Source organism: Candidatus Accumulibacter similis, from assembly GCA_013347225.1.
Lineage (GTDB): Bacteria > Pseudomonadota > Gammaproteobacteria > Burkholderiales > Rhodocyclaceae > Accumulibacter > Accumulibacter similis.
Genome location: CP054595.1, coordinates 756,375 through 770,383 on the forward strand (window position 1 = coordinate 756,375; position 14,009 = coordinate 770,383).

The window sequence follows — 14,009 nt, forward strand, 5'->3', positions numbered from 1 at the left end:
AAAGGAACTAGTGCACAGCTGGCGCGATCCTCGCGGCAGACCGTGCAGGCGGTCCGCACGAGTGCTATAGTCACCCGGCGGACTGGCCGACGTTGCTGGACAGCGGGCAGGGGACGAGATACTCGTGTTACGCAGCCGGCCATCCCGGTTGTCGCACAGATCGTCCGCCCACGAAGTGTTTCTTGAGGCGCCTGCATGTGGAAATCGATCCTTGCCATCTCGGTTGGCGCTGCGCTTGGCGCACTGCTGCGCTGGCAACTCGGCGTCAGGCTGAACGCGTTGTTGCCGAGCGTGCCGCCGGGAACGCTCGTCGCCAACCTGTTCGGCGCCTACGTCATCGGAGTGGCGATCGCCTTTTTCGCCTTCGCCGCGGCCGTCTCGCCGGAGTGGCGTCTGCTCGTGATCACCGGTTTCTGCGGCGGGTTGACGACCTTCTCGACCTTTTCCGCCGAGCTGGCGGTGTTGCTGCAACAGGGTCGACTTCTATGGGCGGCCGTGCTGATTCTGGTACATGTCGTCGGCTCGCTGCTGATGACCATTGCCGGCATGGCCACCGTCGTCTGGCTGAAGGGTGCGAGCTGATGGGGTGGCGCAGATGAAGGGTTCGCTGCTTCGCTTCTATGTCGGCGAAGGCGAGCGCCTGCATGGCGCCCTGCTCTGGGAATGGCTGCTCGCCGAGGGCAACCGGCTCGGCATCCGTGGCGGCTCGGCGTTCCGTGCGGTGGGCGGCTTCGGGCGCCGCCATGCAATACACGAGGATCGTTTCTTCGAGCTCTCCGGCAGTGGTTGCATTGAGGTCGAGTTCGTCGTTACCGAGGAAGAGGAACGGCGAATCGTCGACTTGCTTCGGCACGAGAAGGTCAGGGTCTTCTGCTCGCGGGTGGCGGCCAGCTTCGACATCATCAATCCCGACGCGCAGGACCCTCCCCAGCCGAGCGCTGTTGGCTAGGGCTGGGGGCGGGCCAGCTGCTGCCGGTAGGCCGCGTTGAAGCACTGCCAGTCGGCGTCGTCCCAGCCGCTCGTGTGTCGCCGCAACTGGTCGAGATCATGGGCGCTGGCGCGCCCGCGGCTGATTGCCCGACGCAGCTTCTCAAGATCAATGAAGCGAACGTCGCTTTCCTCGTAGGCTCCGGGCGTGTTCGGGCTGCGACGGACGAAGACGTGCTTGCCGTAGAGGCAGCTGTGTTGCAGCCGTTGGCGGTGGAGACGGGCGCAGGCGCTGGCGATGGCAGCGATCAGTGACTCGCGGTGGTGTGGTGCCGGCTGCGGGTTCGCCAGGTTCCATTCGTCGAGACTGCTGAAGTCGTCGAGGGCGCGGGTCACGAGGATCGCTTGCCATTGTCCGGCGTCTCGGCGGTCGCCGTAGTACAGTGCTTCCAGGGTGCCAATGGCGTGTCGGTGCAGGCGCAGGATGTTCCGGTATTCGCGGTAGAAGGTGGGGATGCCGCGCAGGGGGTGGCGCAGCGTCCGACAGAGGTGGTCTTCCTGACGTTTGACGAAGATCGCGCTGCCATCGGCGAGAAGATGACGGCTGACCCCGCTCCAGCCGCCGCGTCTCGCGTTGGGGGCTTCATGCCAGTCGGTTGCGAGCGACCACAACGGGCCGAAACCTGCGAGCTGGTGGTGCTGCAGCTCGCTCCGGGCGGCCTCGGACGGAAAGAGATCGCGCACGTTCATGGATTGGTGGACGGCCGCCGGCCTTGCCAAAACGATTTCAGGCCGGCATTTTGCGCAGCACGTAGGCGCGCCACATGAAGAGGTAGGGCAGGAAGTCCACGTGCCCGACGATGGCGAAACCGGCCTCGCGGCACTCGCGCTCAAACTGCTGGCGCGGAACGATGAACCGGTTGTCGCTCGTCTCGCCGGCGCGCAGGCGCCTCACCTCGAGCCGCCGCCGACGCCAGGCCTTGTAGTTGCGGTCGACCCAGAGAGACAGCACGACGGTGTCCCGGGTGACGCGACGGAACTCCCTGAGGAGCGCGAGCCGATGGGCTGAGTCGCCGATGTGATGCACCAGGCGTATCGAAAAGATGCAGTCGACGTGGGCATCGGGCAGGCTGATCTCAAAGGCGGAGCACTGCAGCAGCCGGAATCGTTTGACGATTTCTGGAGACCGTACCTTGGCGGCGACGTCGAGCATCGCCTGGCTGTAATCGGCTGCCAGCAGTTCCCGCTGCGCGTCTTCGGCCAGCAGTGACCAGAAGCGCCCGGTGCCACACGGCAGGTCGAGCACCGACGAGGGGTTGCCGGCCAGCGCCAGCGCGCGTGCCGCCATCCGATGCTCGAGCCGATCCGACAGCTTTTTCCGATCGTGCTTCTGGAAGTACTCCTGCGAGTGTGAGTCGGTGTACTTTTCGGAGAAGGGCAAATGGATGGACTGCTTGTGTTCGTCGTTCATGTCGTCGCGGGTACCCTGATTGCCGGGGATGATGCAGCCGGGCGGCAAGGATAGCACAGCCGGTCACCGGCTGTTGGCATCGCCGCGTGTTCGACCAGCAGGCAACATCGATGGCGCATCGCTGGCTGACCGCTGGCAGGCATGATCGGAGAATGGCACGGCTGCCGGGTCATGTTGCCGTCGACTCGCAGGTCAGAATCAGGTTGTCGCGATGGATGATCTCGGGCTCGTCAATGTAGCCGAGAATGTCTTCGATGTCCTGGCTGGCGCGGCGCGCTATGCGGCGCGCGTCGCTGCTGCCGTAGTTGACCAGGCCGCGAGCGATCTCGCCGCCATCCTCGGCGACGCAGGCAACTGCGGCGCCACGTTCGAACTCCCCGTGCACCGCCAGAACGCCAATGGGCAACAGGCTCCTGCCCTCCCGCAGCGCGCCGATGGCGCCGCCGTCGAGCAGCAGTCTGCCGTTCAGCTGCAGGTGGTCGGCGAGCCATTGTTTGCGTGCGGTGAGCGGCGGTGTCTCTGAGACGAGCAGCGTCCCCAGGGGCTCTCCTCGTGCCAGGCGCAGAATGGCGTCGGTGCTGCGGCCGCTGGCGATCACGGTGTGGGCACCGCTGCGTGCCGCGCGCTTGGCGGCGATGACTTTGGTGATCATGCCGCCCTTGCCGAACTGCGTGCCGGCACCGCCGGCCATCGCTTCCAGGGAGGGTAGCCCGGCGCGCGCCTCGGCGACCATCGTTGCTGTCGAATCCTTGCGCGGGTCAGCGGTGAACAGACCCTGCTGATCGGTGAGGATGATCAGGCAGTCGGCTTCAACGAGGTTGGCGACCAACGCGCCGAGCGTGTCATTGTCGCCAAACTTGATCTCGTCTGTGACGACCGTGTCGTTCTCGTTGATGATCGGTACCACGCCCAGCTCCAGCAAGGTGCTCAGGGTTGAACGGGCGTTGAGGTAGCGTTTGCGGTCGGCGAGATCGTCGTGTGTGAGCAGGACTTGCGCCGTGTGCAGTCCGTGCCGGCCGAAGGCGCTTTCGTAGACCTGCGCCAGCCCCATCTGGCCGACCGCTGCGGCAGCCTGCAACTCGTGTACGGCACGCGGTCGCTTTCGCCAGCCGAGACGCTGCAGGCCGCAGGCGATCGCGCCCGAAGAAACCAGGATTACCTGTTTGCCCAGTCGGTGCACTTCGGCAATCTGCCTCGCCCAGTCGCTGATTGCGGTGAGGTGCAGGCCTTCCCCATTGTTGGTCACCAGAGCCGAGCCGACCTTGATGACCAGCCGACGAGCTGCTGCAATGCGGGTGGTCGTCATGCTTGGCTGGGCTGCGTTTCGTCAGGCGGCAGCGCCGGCCACGAACTCTCACCGTCGCCGGCCGTCGCCGCGTCGGCCATGGCAGGTCGCGGCAGACGGTCGAGCGTTTCCTGCAATCGCTGCATCAACTCGCGGCAGCCGCCGCCGCTGATGGCAGTGATCCGGAAGCACGGAACATCATCCGCCTGGCAGGCTTGCAGAAAGCCGGCGATCCGGGCCTCGAGCTCGTCCGGCGGTATCAGGTCGAGCTTGTTGAGCACCAGCCAGCGCGGCTTCCGCGCCAGTTCGGGATCGTAGCGCTCGAGCTCATGGACGATGGCCCGTGCATCGCGGACCGGGTCGGCGGCTGGATCGGTCGGTGCCAGGTCGGCGATGTGCAGCAGCAGCCGGGTACGTTTGAGGTGTTTGAGGAAGCGGATGCCCAAGCCTGCGCCGTCGGCCGCGCCATCGATCAGGCCGGGAATGTCGGCGATGACGAAGCTCCGCTCGTCGTCGACCCGGACGACGCCGAGGTGTGGTTCGAGAGTGGTGAACGGATAGTCGGCCACCTTCGGTCGCGCGGCCGAAACGGCGCGCAGGAGGGTGCTCTTGCCGGCATTGGGCAGGCCCAGAAGGCCGACATCGGCGAGCAGGCGCAGCTCGAGGCGCAGATCTCTCTGCTCGCCGGGCTCGCCGCGGGTACACTGCCGAGGAGTCCGATTGACGCTGGACTTGAAATGGACGTTGCCCAAACCGCCCCGGCCACCCTTGGCCAGCAGAACCTTCTTGCCGTCGCAGTCGAGGTCGGCGAGGATTCGGTTGCTATTGACGTCGGCGATGACCGTACCCACCGGCACGCGCAGGGTGAGATCCGGCCCGCGTTTGCCGTAGCAGTCACTCGAGCGACCGTTCTCGCCGCGCTTGGCGTTGAACCTGCGCCGATAGCGGTACTCGATCAGCGTGTTCACGTTGCGGTCGGCAACGAAATGGACGTTGCCGCCGTGGCCGCCGTCACCGCCGTCAGGACCGCCCTCCGGCTCATACTTCTCGCGCCGGAACGAGGCGATGCCGTTGCCGCCGTCGCCGGCAGCAATCGAGATCCTTGCCTCGTCAATGAACTTCATGGACCCCTCCCGTCACTGGCTCGCGACTGCAAACAAAAAGCCCTACCGGAGAGGATAGGGCTTGGGCCTGCTCTGGTTGGCATGCAACCGCCAACGTGCGGTGGCTCAGTCGGCGGCAAGGGGAACGATGCTGACCGTGCGCCGGGCAAGCGCGCCCTTGATGGCAAACTGCACATGGCCGTCCACCAGGGCGAACAGCGTGTGGTCCTTGCCGATGCCCATGTTCTCGCCCGGGTGGTAGGCGGTGCCGCGCTGGCGAACGATGATGTTGCCGGCGCGAACGAGCTGTCCTCCGTAGCGCTTGACGCCCAGGCGTTTCGCTTCCGAGTCGCGGCCATTGCGTACGCTGCCGCCGGCTTTCTTGTGTGCCATGGATCAGACTCCTCTCGTGTCAGGCTGCAGGCGCAGTCGCGGCGCCGGCAGCAATTGCATCAACGCGAATCTCGGTGTAGTTCTGGCGATGCCCCTGATGCTTCTGCGAGTGCTTGCGCCGGCGCATCTTGAAGATGCGGATCTTTTCGTGACGGCCGTGGGACAGCACAGTTGCCCTGACTGCGGCGCCGGTGACCAGCGGCGTGCCGATCTGCACCGCCTCGCCTTCACCAAGCATGAGAACCTGATCGAGGGTAACTTCTGCGCCAACTTCTGCCGGTATCTGTTCTATTTTCAATTTTTCGCCGTTGACAACGCGATACTGCTTGCCACCGGTTTTTATCACCGCGTACATGTTGGACTCCAGGTAAACGAAAACTGAACGATGTGCAGCAAAGAACCGCGCATTCTACCGGGTTTTCTCCCTTCGTCAAAGCTTTTTCCGGCTCGCGGAACGGCTTGCTTGACGCAGGGGAGGGTCACGCCTAAGATCCGCAGGTTTCGTGCCAGGGTGCCGCGTCGTGAGAATGGAGCAGCTGTACAGGCTGATCGGGTCGGACATGACCGCTGTCGACGCGGTGATCCGTCAACGCCTGCATTCCGACGTGGCCCTGGTGCGGCAGGTGGCCGAGTATATCGTGCACAGCGGGGGCAAGAGGCTGCGCCCGGCGCTGGTGCTGCTTGCGGCCGGTGCTCTCGACTATCGCGGCACGCACCATCATCAGCTGGCGGCAGTGATCGAGTTCATACACACGGCGACGCTCCTGCACGATGATGTGGTGGACGCGTCGAACTTGCGGCGTGGTCGCCAGACTGCCAACGCGCTCTTCGGCAATTCGGCCAGCGTGCTTGTTGGCGACTTCCTCTATTCGCGCGCCTTCCAGATGATGGTTGCGGTGCACGACATGCGCATCATGCAGGTGCTGTCCGACGCGACCAACATCATCGCCGAGGGCGAGGTTCTGCAGTTGATGAACTGCCACGATGCGGACGTCGATGAGGAAGGCTATCTGCAGGTCATCCGCTACAAGACGGCGAAACTGTTCGAAGCGGCGGCACAGGTTGGTGCCATCATTGGCGGTGCCGGCGGGGACATCGAGAAGGCAATGGCGGTCTACGGCATGCACCTGGGAACCGCTTTCCAGCTGATTGACGACGTGCTGGACTATTCGGGTGCCGAACTCGAGACGGGCAAGCAGCTGGGCGATGACCTCGCCGAGGGAAAGCCGACCCTGCCGCTGATCTTCGTTCTGCAGAACGGCAATCCCCAGCAGGCCGCGAGCGTTCGCCGGGCCATCGAGGACGGTGGCCGGGATAGCCTGCCGGAGGTCCTGGCGGCGGTGCGTGAAACCGGCGCGCTCGAATATGCGCGGCGCAGAGCAGCAGCCGAAACCGAGCTTGCGGCGCGTGCTCTGGCAGCTGTTCCCGCTTCTCAGTACCGCGATTCCCTGCTAGAATTATGCCTCTTCGCGGTCGCCAGGACGTACTAGCTCTGGTGTCGCTTCGGTCGGGGCGTAGCTCAGCCTGGTAGAGTACTGCGTTCGGGACGCAGGAGTCGGAGGTTCGAATCCTCTCGCCCCGACCATCCGCCATGTTTCAGTCTTGCACTCTGGTGCGCGCAGGTGGTCCGTCGCCGGAGCACTGGGGTTTCGCGTTCACCGGCGGCGTTTCCCGTACGATCTGCTCTGACCATGGACTGGCCGCCGGCGCCGGCCATCTGCTATGCTTAGGCGCTCTGCAGACCTCTTCTGGCGATGACCAAGTACCTCCTCATGCTCGTTCTCGCGCTCTTCGCATGGTGGGCGTGGCGCAGTTACCGCAAGCCGGGGAGGACGGACGCGCCGCGCGATCGCGCGGCCGAGCGAATGGTCCCGTGTGCTCAATGTGGTATCAACCAGCCGGTCAGCGAGAGCCTGCTCGCCAACGGCCGTTACTATTGCTGTGCCGCTCACCTGCGTGAATCCCGAGGCGAAGGCGGCTGAACCGGCGGCGTCGAAGACGCTGGGACGTGGCGACGAGAGCTTCTCCGAAACGCGCTGGAAGTCGCTGCGGTACTTCAACCTCTACCGCCTCGTGGTTGCCGCGCTGCTTTTCTTTTCGGCGCTGCTGTATCCTGCCGCCTTTCCCGTTGCCACTTGGCACCATGGTTCGCAGCACCTTGTGCTTGCCGGCGGATACCTCCTGAGCACGATCCTCTCGGCCATCGCCGCTTACGCCTGGCGGCAGCATGCAAGCACCCAACTCACGGTCAGCGTGCTCTGCGATGTGCTGGTTATGACGCTGCTGATTCACGTCGGAGGCGGCCTTGGCAGCGGTTTCGGATCGATGCTTCTGGTGACGCTGGCTGGTGCTGGTCTCGTCGGCCAGGGGCGCCTGGTGATCTTCTATGCTGCGCTGGCGACCCTCGCCGTGCTCACCGAGCAGTCCTATCGTGGATTGCAGACCGATCTTGAAGCGACTGCCTTCTTCCATGCCGGCGTCTTCAGCATCGCCTTTTTTGCCGTTGCCATTTCGGCACGGTTGCTCGCCCGGCGGGTCCTTGCCAACGAGGAACTAGCCCGTCGTCGTGGCATCGATCTGAAGAAACAGACGCTGGTCAGCCAGAGAGTCATCGAGGAGATGCAGGAAGGGGTTCTGGTGCTCGGCAGTGACGCGCGGGTTGCACAAAGCAACCCGCGCGCCCGGAAGTTGCTTGCTGCCAGCGAGAGCGGCGAGCCGGCTCTGCGCGAGTGCTCGCCCGAACTGCTGCAGGCCTTCACTGACTGGCGGCAGGAGCGTCGGGACGTCGCGGTACTGGTGCAGGTGCCCACGAACGGAACGCAGCTGCGCGCCAGGTTTGTCGCCACCACGAGTGGCGACAGCGATGTGCTGGTGTTTCTCGAGGACATGAGCCGCCTGCGCGAACAGGCGCAGCAGATCAAGCTGGCGGCACTTGGCCGTCTGACCGCGAGTATCGCGCATGAGATCCGCAATCCGCTGTCAGCGATTCGCCATGCCGGAGAACTGATGCGTGAGGAGCGGCGCGGCGAACTGTACGAACGGCTGTTGCGCATCCTGCTGGACAACACCCAGCGTGTGGAACGTATCGTCAGCGATGTACTGGAACTGGGACGTCGCGATCGCGTGTATAGTGAGCTGGTCGACCTGCGCCAGTTGCTGCCGGCAGTCGTCGAAGAGTGGTCGACGAGGGAGCAACTCACCGCCGATGTGATTTGGCTGGAGGTCGGCGGCAGGGCGAGCATCTGTTTCGATCGTTCGCACCTGCACCAAGTGTTGTGGAACCTGCTCAGCAACGCCCTGCGGCATTCCCGTCGATTGGCCGGCAGCGTGCGCTTGCTGGTTGCCGATGGCAAGGTGGCCGGGCAGGTGGAAGTGCATGTCGTTGACGATGGTGAGGGTGTGGCGGACGATCTGCGCGAACAGATCTTCGAGCCCTTCTTTACCACTCACCATCGCGGCACCGGTCTTGGCCTGTATATAGCGCGCGAACTGTGCGAGGCGAACGAAGCCCGTCTCGAACTGATGGGGCGCGGCAAGGGTGCCGATTTTCGTCTCTTGGGGAGGGCTCTCGATTGTTGACTGGCAAGGTGCAACGTCGCCCGCGCGGCGACTTGGCCCGTGTACTGGTGGTCGATGATGAGGCGGATATCCGCGAGCTTCTCGATCTCACTGTGGCACGGATGGGGCTGTTGGCTGACTGTGCGGCGACGGTTGCGGAGGCCCGGAAGTTCCTCGAGCAACAGCGCTATCAGCTGTGCCTGACGGACATGCGGCTGCCCGATGGGGATGGGCTGGCGATCGTCAGGCTGATCGCCGAGAGCTACGGCGAGACGCCGGTGGCGGTGATCACCGCCTTCGGCACGACGCAGAATGCAGTCGCCGCGCTGAAAGCTGGAGCTTTCGACTATCTCGCCAAACCGGTTGCGCTCGAGCAGTTGCGCAGCCTGATCAAGTCGGCTCTCAACCTGCCACGGCGCAGCGGCGCGGATGAGGGGGAAGCCAGCGAAGCTGCGACACGGCTTATCGGCAGGTCACCGGCGATCACGCATGTGCGCGAGATGATCGACAAGCTTGCGCGCAGCCAGGCACCTGTATACATCTCGGGCGAGTCGGGTACCGGCAAGGAACTGGCTGCGCGCCTGATTCATGATCAGAGCGCGCGCCGCAGCGCACCCTTCGTGCCGGTGAACTGCGGGGCGATCCCCGAGAACCTGATGGAGAGCGAGTTCTTCGGCTATCGCAAGGGGGCGTTCACGGGGGCCGACAGCGATCGCCCCGGGTTCTTCCAGGCGGCGCAGGGGGGGACGCTGTTTCTCGACGAGGTGGCGGACCTGCCGCTGGGGATGCAGGTCAAGCTCCTGCGTGCGATTCAGGAGAAGAAGGTGCGCCGGGTCGGCAGCACGGTCGAGGAAGCGGTAGACGTGCGGATCATTTCCGCGACTCACCACCAGCTCAGGGATTGCGTCGATGCCGGTACCTTCCGTCAGGATCTGTACTACCGCGTCAACGTCATCGAACTGAAGATGCCGCCATTGCGCGAGCGCCGTGAGGATATTGCACCCCTGGCCGAGGCGATGCTCTGCAGACTTTGTGGGCCGCAGCCACCGCGCCTTGATGCCGAGGCCGCCCGGGTGCTGGACGCCTACAGCTTTCCCGGCAATGTCCGCGAGCTGGAGAACATCCTGGAACGTGCCATCGCGCTGTGCAGCGGCGAGACGGTGGCGGTCGACGATCTGCAACTGGCGCCAGCGACCGCGGTTCGCGACAGTCTCGGCAGGGAAGGTGAGACTCTCGATGACTATATCAATCGCGTCGAGAAACAGGCCATTCTCGAGGCGCTGACCAAGACCGACTTCAACCGCACGGCGGCGGCACGTCTGCTGGGCGTCAGCTTTCGCTCGCTGCGCTACCGGATCGAGCGGTTGGGCATCGAAGAATGAGCTTTCCGCGTCCGGCAGTCGCGGCGGCAATCAGTGATGCGGGCTGGCTGGATGGTGTCCTGCGCATCGAGTCACCCAACTGTGACGAACGGCCCGAGGGAGAGACGGTTTCGCTGATCGTTGTTCACGCGATCAGTCTGCCACCCGCCTGCTTTGGAGGCGACGCCATCGTGCGGCTGTTCAGCAACCGACTCGACGCCGCGGCTCATCCCTACTTCGCCCAGATCGCTGGTCTGCGGGTTTCGGCACACTTCCTGATCAGACGCGATGGTGAACTGGTCCAGTTCGTCTCGTGTCGTCAGCGCGCCTGGCATGCGGGGCTCTCATGCTGGCAGGGCCGACCGCGCTGCAACGACTTCTCGCTCGGTATCGAACTCGAGGGTTGCGACCAACTCCCGTTTGCCGAGGCGCAGTACGCATGCCTGTTGCCGCTGCTCCGGCTCTTGTGCGCAAGGTTTCCGGTTACCGCAGTGGTCGGTCACAGTGACATTGCTCCCGGCCGCAAGACCGATCCCGGGCCATTTTTCGACTGGTGCCGTCTGGCGTCGATCGGTAGCCTGCCTGGGTCGCTGTGCTGACACCGACGTCGAATCGTCAGGCTTGCCCAAGAAAGCGGCGAATCCGGTCGACCGCCTCAGCCAGTCGCTCCGTTCCGCTGGTGTAGGCAAAGCGCAGGTGTTTCTCGGGCCGGTTGCTGCCGAAGTCGAGTCCGGGCGTCGCGGCAACGCCGGCCGACTCGAGGAGTTCGCCGGCGAAACGAGCACTGTCGTTGGCCAGCTGCGAGCAGTCAGCATAGAGATAGAAGGCTCCCTGTGGCCTCGCCGGGAAGTGGAAACCCAGGTTCTCGAGCGCTGGCGCCAGGAAGTCCCGCCGCTTCTGGAATTCCCGGCGGCGCTCCTCGAGGATACTGATGGTGGCTGGCGCGAACGCCGCCAAGGCGGCGTGCTGTGCCGCTGCCGACGGCGAAATGAAGAGATTCTGCGCCAGCTTCTCTATGCCGCGGACGAAGCGTGGCGGCACGACGAGCCAGCCGAGACGCCAGCCGGTCATGTTGAAGTACTTCGAGAAGCTCTGGACGACGAAGATGTCGTCGCCGAACTCGAGCGCGGTCCTGGCATCGCGCCCGTAGGTCAGCCCGTGGTAGATCTCGTCGATGATCAGCTGTCCGCCCCTTTCGCGGACAAAGCGGGCGATGTCGCTCAGCGTCTCGTCAGCGAGCAGGGTTCCCGTCGGGTTGGCTGGCGATGCAAACAGGGCGCCGGCTGTGCGTTCGTTCCAGAATCCGTCCAGATCGTCCAGCGTCGGCTGAAAATTGCTCTCGCCGCGCACCGGAATGCCGATCGGCCGGCCCTCGAAACAGCGCACGAAGTGCCGGTTGCAGGGGTAGCCCGGATCGGTCAGCAGCCATTCGCTGCCCGGGTTGGCGAGACAGGCCATGGCCAGCAGCAGGCCGCCGGAAGCGCCTGCGGTGACGGCGATGCGCGATGCCGGAACACTGACGCCGTAGCGTGTAGCGTAAAAGCCGGCGATCGCGGCGCGCAGTTCAGGCAGGCCGAGCGCGGCCGTATAGCGAACGTGGCCGCTGGCGATGTGCGCCTGCGCTGCTGCGACGATCGGCTCCGGAGTGGCGAAGTCGGGCTCGCCGACTTCCATGTGGATGATGTTGCGGCCGCTGCCTTCCAGCTCCTTTGCACGCGCCATCAACTCCATGACGTGGAAGGGTTCGATGTCGGCCAGGCGGTGCGCGGGAAGACTTGGCATGGTGGTGTGTTGCTCGCGGGCTGATGAAGCCGTCAGTTTAGCCGCAAGCCGGCAGGCCGACACAAGGAAGCCGCCCGCGGGCGGCTTCCTTTCAACGACTGCGCCGATCTACCGATCAGGCGGCCTGGAACTCCTTCTCGAACTCGTCGCGAACGTCGGCGAGTTTGGCGGGCAGCTTGTCGCCCATCTTGCCGAACCAGTCCTTGACGCCCTCGAGTTCGTTCAGCCAGGCCTGCTTGTCGAGGCTGGTGACGCCGGCGAACTCGGCCTTGGAGAAGTCGCTGCCGCTCCAGTCGAGATCCTCGTAGTTGGGCATCCAGCCAAGGGTCGTTTCGCGGGCCGAGGCCTTGCCTTCGCAGCGCTCGATGATCCACTTCAGGACACGGGCATTGTCGCCGAAGCCTGGCCAGGCGAACTCGCCCTTCTCGTTCATGCGGAACCAGTTGACGATGAAGATCGGCACCTGCTTGTCGGCCGCCTTGCCCATCTTCAGCCAGTGACTGTAGTAGTCGGCCATGTTGTAGCCGCAGAACGGCAACATCGCGAAGGGGTCGCGACGCACGACACCCTGCTGCCCAAAGGCGGCAGCCGTGGTTTCCGAGCCAAGGGTGGCGGCGGCGTAGACACCATGCTCCCAATCACGCGTCTGGCACACCAGCGGAACGGTCGATGCGCGACGACCACCGAAGAGGAAGGCCGAGATCGGTACCCCTTCCGGATCCTGCCATTTTTCGTCGATGCACGGGCACTGCGAAGCGGGTGCGGTAAAGCGGGAGTTCGGGTGTGCCGCCTTGGTTCCCTTCTCCTTGGCAATCTCCGGTGTCCAGTCGTTGCCCTGCCAGTCGATCGCGTGCGCCGGTGCCGGGCCCATGCCTTCCCACCAGACGTCGCCATCATCGGTCAGCGCGACATTGGTGAAGATGGTGTTCTCGGCGAGCGAGGCCATGGCGTTGAAGTTGGTCTTTTCGTTGGTACCCGGGGCGACACCGAAGAAGCCGGCTTCAGGGTTGATCGCATAGAGGCGGGTGACGCCGTCCTTGTCCTTGCGTGGCTTGATCCAGGCGATGTCGTCACCGATGGTGGTGATCTTCCAGCCACTCAGGCTCTGCGGTGGCACCAGCATGGCGAAGTTGGTCTTGCCGCAGGCGGATGGGAAGGCGGCAGCGACGTAATGCTTGTTGCCGGCCGGAGACTCGACGCCGAGGATCAGCATGTGCTCGGCCATCCAGCCGTCGTCACGCGCCATGTTGGAGGCGATGCGCAGGGCCAGGCACTTCTTGCCGAGCAGGGCATTACCGCCGTAGCCCGAACCATAGGACCAGATCTCGCGGGTTTCGGGATAGTGAACGATGTACTTGGTGGTCGGGTTGCACGGCCAGCGTGGATCCTTCTGGCCCGGCTCCTTCGGTGCGCCGATCGAGTGCACGCAGGGAACGAAAGTGCCGTCGGTACCGAGGACCGGGAAAACGTCCTTGCCCATGCGGGTCATGATGCGCATGTTGACGACGACATAGGCGCTGTCGGAGATCTCGATGCCGATCTGCGCGATCGGCGAGCCGATGGGACCCATCGAGAACGGGATGACGTACATCGTGCGGCCCTTCATGCAGCCCTTGAACAGGTCGCCGAGGATGCCGCGCATCTTGGCCGGGTCTTCCCAGTTGTTCGTCGGACCGGCGTCCTCCTTCTTCGCGGAGCAGATGTAGGTACGGTCTTCGACGCGCGCGACGTCCGACGGGTCCGAGAAAGCCAGGAACGAGTTCTTGCGTTTCTTGAGTTTGGTGAAGGTGCCGGCCTCGACCAGTTCGGCACAGAGACGATCATATTCCTCCTGCGAACCGTCGGCCCAGACGACGCTGGCTGGTTCGGTGAGTGCTGCAATCTCGGCAACCCATTGCTTCAGGCGTTCATGCTTGACGTAATCGGGGGCGTTGATGGAAACAGTCTGGTTCATGGTAATCACTCTCGAATGAAGGTAGAGAAGCGGGATTTACCGTGGAGCGGCGCGCGCGGAGCCAAACCGCAAGGGCCGGGGGCCGGAGTGGTCTGTTCAGCCCGGTCGGATGCGACGCGTCGGTCGCGGTTGGCGAGAAACAAGCCCAGTGCAGGGGGTGCGGTCAGCATGCTAG

14 protein-coding genes and 1 tRNA gene are annotated in these 14,009 nt (G+C 64.3%); 7 read left to right on the forward strand and 8 right to left on the reverse strand.

The window, feature by feature from the left end; all coding sequences use genetic code 11:
• Window positions 1–195 precede the first annotated feature (195 nt).
• Entirely contained in the window at window positions 196–582 is a 387-nt protein-coding gene (gene crcB / locus HT579_03305; protein QKS28062.1) for a fluoride efflux transporter CrcB, read from the forward strand.
• Window positions 583–595: 13 nt separating this feature from the next.
• Window positions 596–949 carry a DUF190 domain-containing protein gene (locus HT579_03310; protein ID QKS28063.1) on the forward strand — a complete coding sequence of 118 codons (354 nt, stop codon included), beginning with the start codon at window positions 596–598 and terminating at the stop codon, window positions 947–949.
• On the opposite strand, the gene HT579_03315 is transcribed toward HT579_03310, so the two are convergent.
• The 6 genes from HT579_03315 to rplU form a co-directional block, all read right to left on the reverse strand.
• A complete protein-coding gene (locus HT579_03315) occupies window positions 946–1,677 on the reverse strand; it encodes an inaA protein (protein QKS28064.1) in 732 nt (243 codons plus the stop codon). The genes HT579_03310 and HT579_03315 overlap by 4 nt on opposite strands.
• A gap of 37 nt (window positions 1,678–1,714) precedes the next feature.
• Entirely contained in the window at window positions 1,715–2,398 is a 684-nt protein-coding gene (locus HT579_03320; protein QKS31472.1) for a class I SAM-dependent methyltransferase, read from the reverse strand.
• Window positions 2,399–2,567: 169 nt separating this feature from the next.
• Window positions 2,568–3,704: a glutamate 5-kinase gene (locus tag HT579_03325; GenBank protein QKS28065.1), complete on the reverse strand. Its 1,137-nt coding sequence runs from the start codon at window positions 3,702–3,704 to the stop codon at window positions 2,568–2,570.
• Window positions 3,701–4,807, reverse strand: coding sequence for a GTPase ObgE (gene obgE / locus HT579_03330; GenBank protein ID QKS28066.1), 1,107 nt, complete (start codon window positions 4,805–4,807; stop codon window positions 3,701–3,703). The genes HT579_03325 and obgE overlap by 4 nt, the downstream gene beginning before the upstream one ends.
• 105 nt (window positions 4,808–4,912) lie before the next feature.
• The gene (rpmA, locus tag HT579_03335; GenBank protein ID QKS28067.1) at window positions 4,913–5,179 is read right to left on the reverse strand and encodes a 50S ribosomal protein L27; all 267 of its coding nucleotides are present in this window, start codon (window positions 5,177–5,179) and stop codon (window positions 4,913–4,915) included.
• A gap of 19 nt (window positions 5,180–5,198) precedes the next feature.
• Window positions 5,199–5,534: a 50S ribosomal protein L21 gene (rplU, locus tag HT579_03340; protein QKS28068.1), complete on the reverse strand. Its 336-nt coding sequence runs from the start codon at window positions 5,532–5,534 to the stop codon at window positions 5,199–5,201.
• 166 nt (window positions 5,535–5,700) lie between these two features.
• Here rplU and HT579_03345 point away from each other — a divergent pair, with 166 nt between their 5' ends.
• From HT579_03345 to ampD, 5 genes are all read left to right on the forward strand, one after another.
• Complete coding sequence (locus tag HT579_03345; GenBank protein QKS28069.1) at window positions 5,701–6,669, forward strand: polyprenyl synthetase family protein; 969 nt, start codon at window positions 5,701–5,703, stop codon at window positions 6,667–6,669.
• 18 nt (window positions 6,670–6,687) lie between these two features.
• Window positions 6,688–6,764, forward strand: a tRNA-Pro gene (locus tag HT579_03350).
• 416 nt (window positions 6,765–7,180) lie between these two features.
• Window positions 7,181–8,758 carry a histidine kinase gene (locus HT579_03355; protein ID QKS31473.1) on the forward strand — a complete coding sequence of 526 codons (1,578 nt, stop codon included), beginning with the start codon at window positions 7,181–7,183 and terminating at the stop codon, window positions 8,756–8,758.
• Window positions 8,752–10,119, forward strand: a complete 1,368-nt coding sequence (locus HT579_03360) for a sigma-54-dependent Fis family transcriptional regulator (protein QKS28070.1) — start codon at window positions 8,752–8,754, stop codon at window positions 10,117–10,119. Before HT579_03355 ends, HT579_03360 begins: the two co-directional genes overlap by 7 nt.
• On the forward strand, window positions 10,116–10,697 hold the full coding sequence (gene ampD / locus HT579_03365; protein QKS28071.1) for a 1,6-anhydro-N-acetylmuramyl-L-alanine amidase AmpD: 582 nt from the start codon (window positions 10,116–10,118) through the stop codon (window positions 10,695–10,697). The genes HT579_03360 and ampD overlap by 4 nt, the downstream gene beginning before the upstream one ends.
• 16 nt (window positions 10,698–10,713) lie before the next feature.
• On the opposite strand, the gene HT579_03370 is transcribed toward ampD, so the two are convergent.
• Window positions 10,714–11,880, reverse strand: coding sequence for a pyridoxal phosphate-dependent aminotransferase (locus HT579_03370; GenBank protein QKS28072.1), 1,167 nt, complete (start codon window positions 11,878–11,880; stop codon window positions 10,714–10,716).
• A gap of 115 nt (window positions 11,881–11,995) precedes the next feature.
• The gene (locus HT579_03375) at window positions 11,996–13,834 is read right to left on the reverse strand and encodes a phosphoenolpyruvate carboxykinase (GTP) (protein ID QKS28073.1); all 1,839 of its coding nucleotides are present in this window, start codon (window positions 13,832–13,834) and stop codon (window positions 11,996–11,998) included.
• Window positions 13,835–14,009 lie beyond the last annotated feature (175 nt).

Excerpts from the sequence above, each read along its gene's own strand:
- crcB (QKS28062.1), top strand. The coding sequence starts at position 196 with ATGTGGAAATCGATCCTTGCCATCTCGGTTGGCGCTGCGCTTGGCGCA.
- HT579_03310 (QKS28063.1), top strand. The coding sequence starts at position 596 with ATGAAGGGTTCGCTGCTTCGCTTCTATGTCGGCGAAGGCGAGCGCCTG.
- HT579_03315 (QKS28064.1), bottom strand. The coding sequence starts at position 1,677 with ATGAACGTGCGCGATCTCTTTCCGTCCGAGGCCGCCCGGAGCGAGCTG.
- HT579_03320 (QKS31472.1), bottom strand. The coding sequence starts at position 2,398 with ATGAACGACGAACACAAGCAGTCCATCCATTTGCCCTTCTCCGAAAAG.
- HT579_03325 (QKS28065.1), bottom strand. The coding sequence starts at position 3,704 with ATGACGACCACCCGCATTGCAGCAGCTCGTCGGCTGGTCATCAAGGTC.
- obgE (QKS28066.1), bottom strand. The coding sequence starts at position 4,807 with ATGAAGTTCATTGACGAGGCAAGGATCTCGATTGCTGCCGGCGACGGC.
- rpmA (QKS28067.1), bottom strand. The coding sequence starts at position 5,179 with ATGGCACACAAGAAAGCCGGCGGCAGCGTACGCAATGGCCGCGACTCG.
- rplU (QKS28068.1), bottom strand. The coding sequence starts at position 5,534 with ATGTACGCGGTGATAAAAACCGGTGGCAAGCAGTATCGCGTTGTCAAC.
- ampD (QKS28071.1), top strand. The coding sequence starts at position 10,116 with ATGAGCTTTCCGCGTCCGGCAGTCGCGGCGGCAATCAGTGATGCGGGC.
- HT579_03370 (QKS28072.1), bottom strand. The coding sequence starts at position 11,880 with ATGCCAAGTCTTCCCGCGCACCGCCTGGCCGACATCGAACCCTTCCAC.
- HT579_03375 (QKS28073.1), bottom strand. The coding sequence starts at position 13,834 with ATGAACCAGACTGTTTCCATCAACGCCCCCGATTACGTCAAGCATGAA.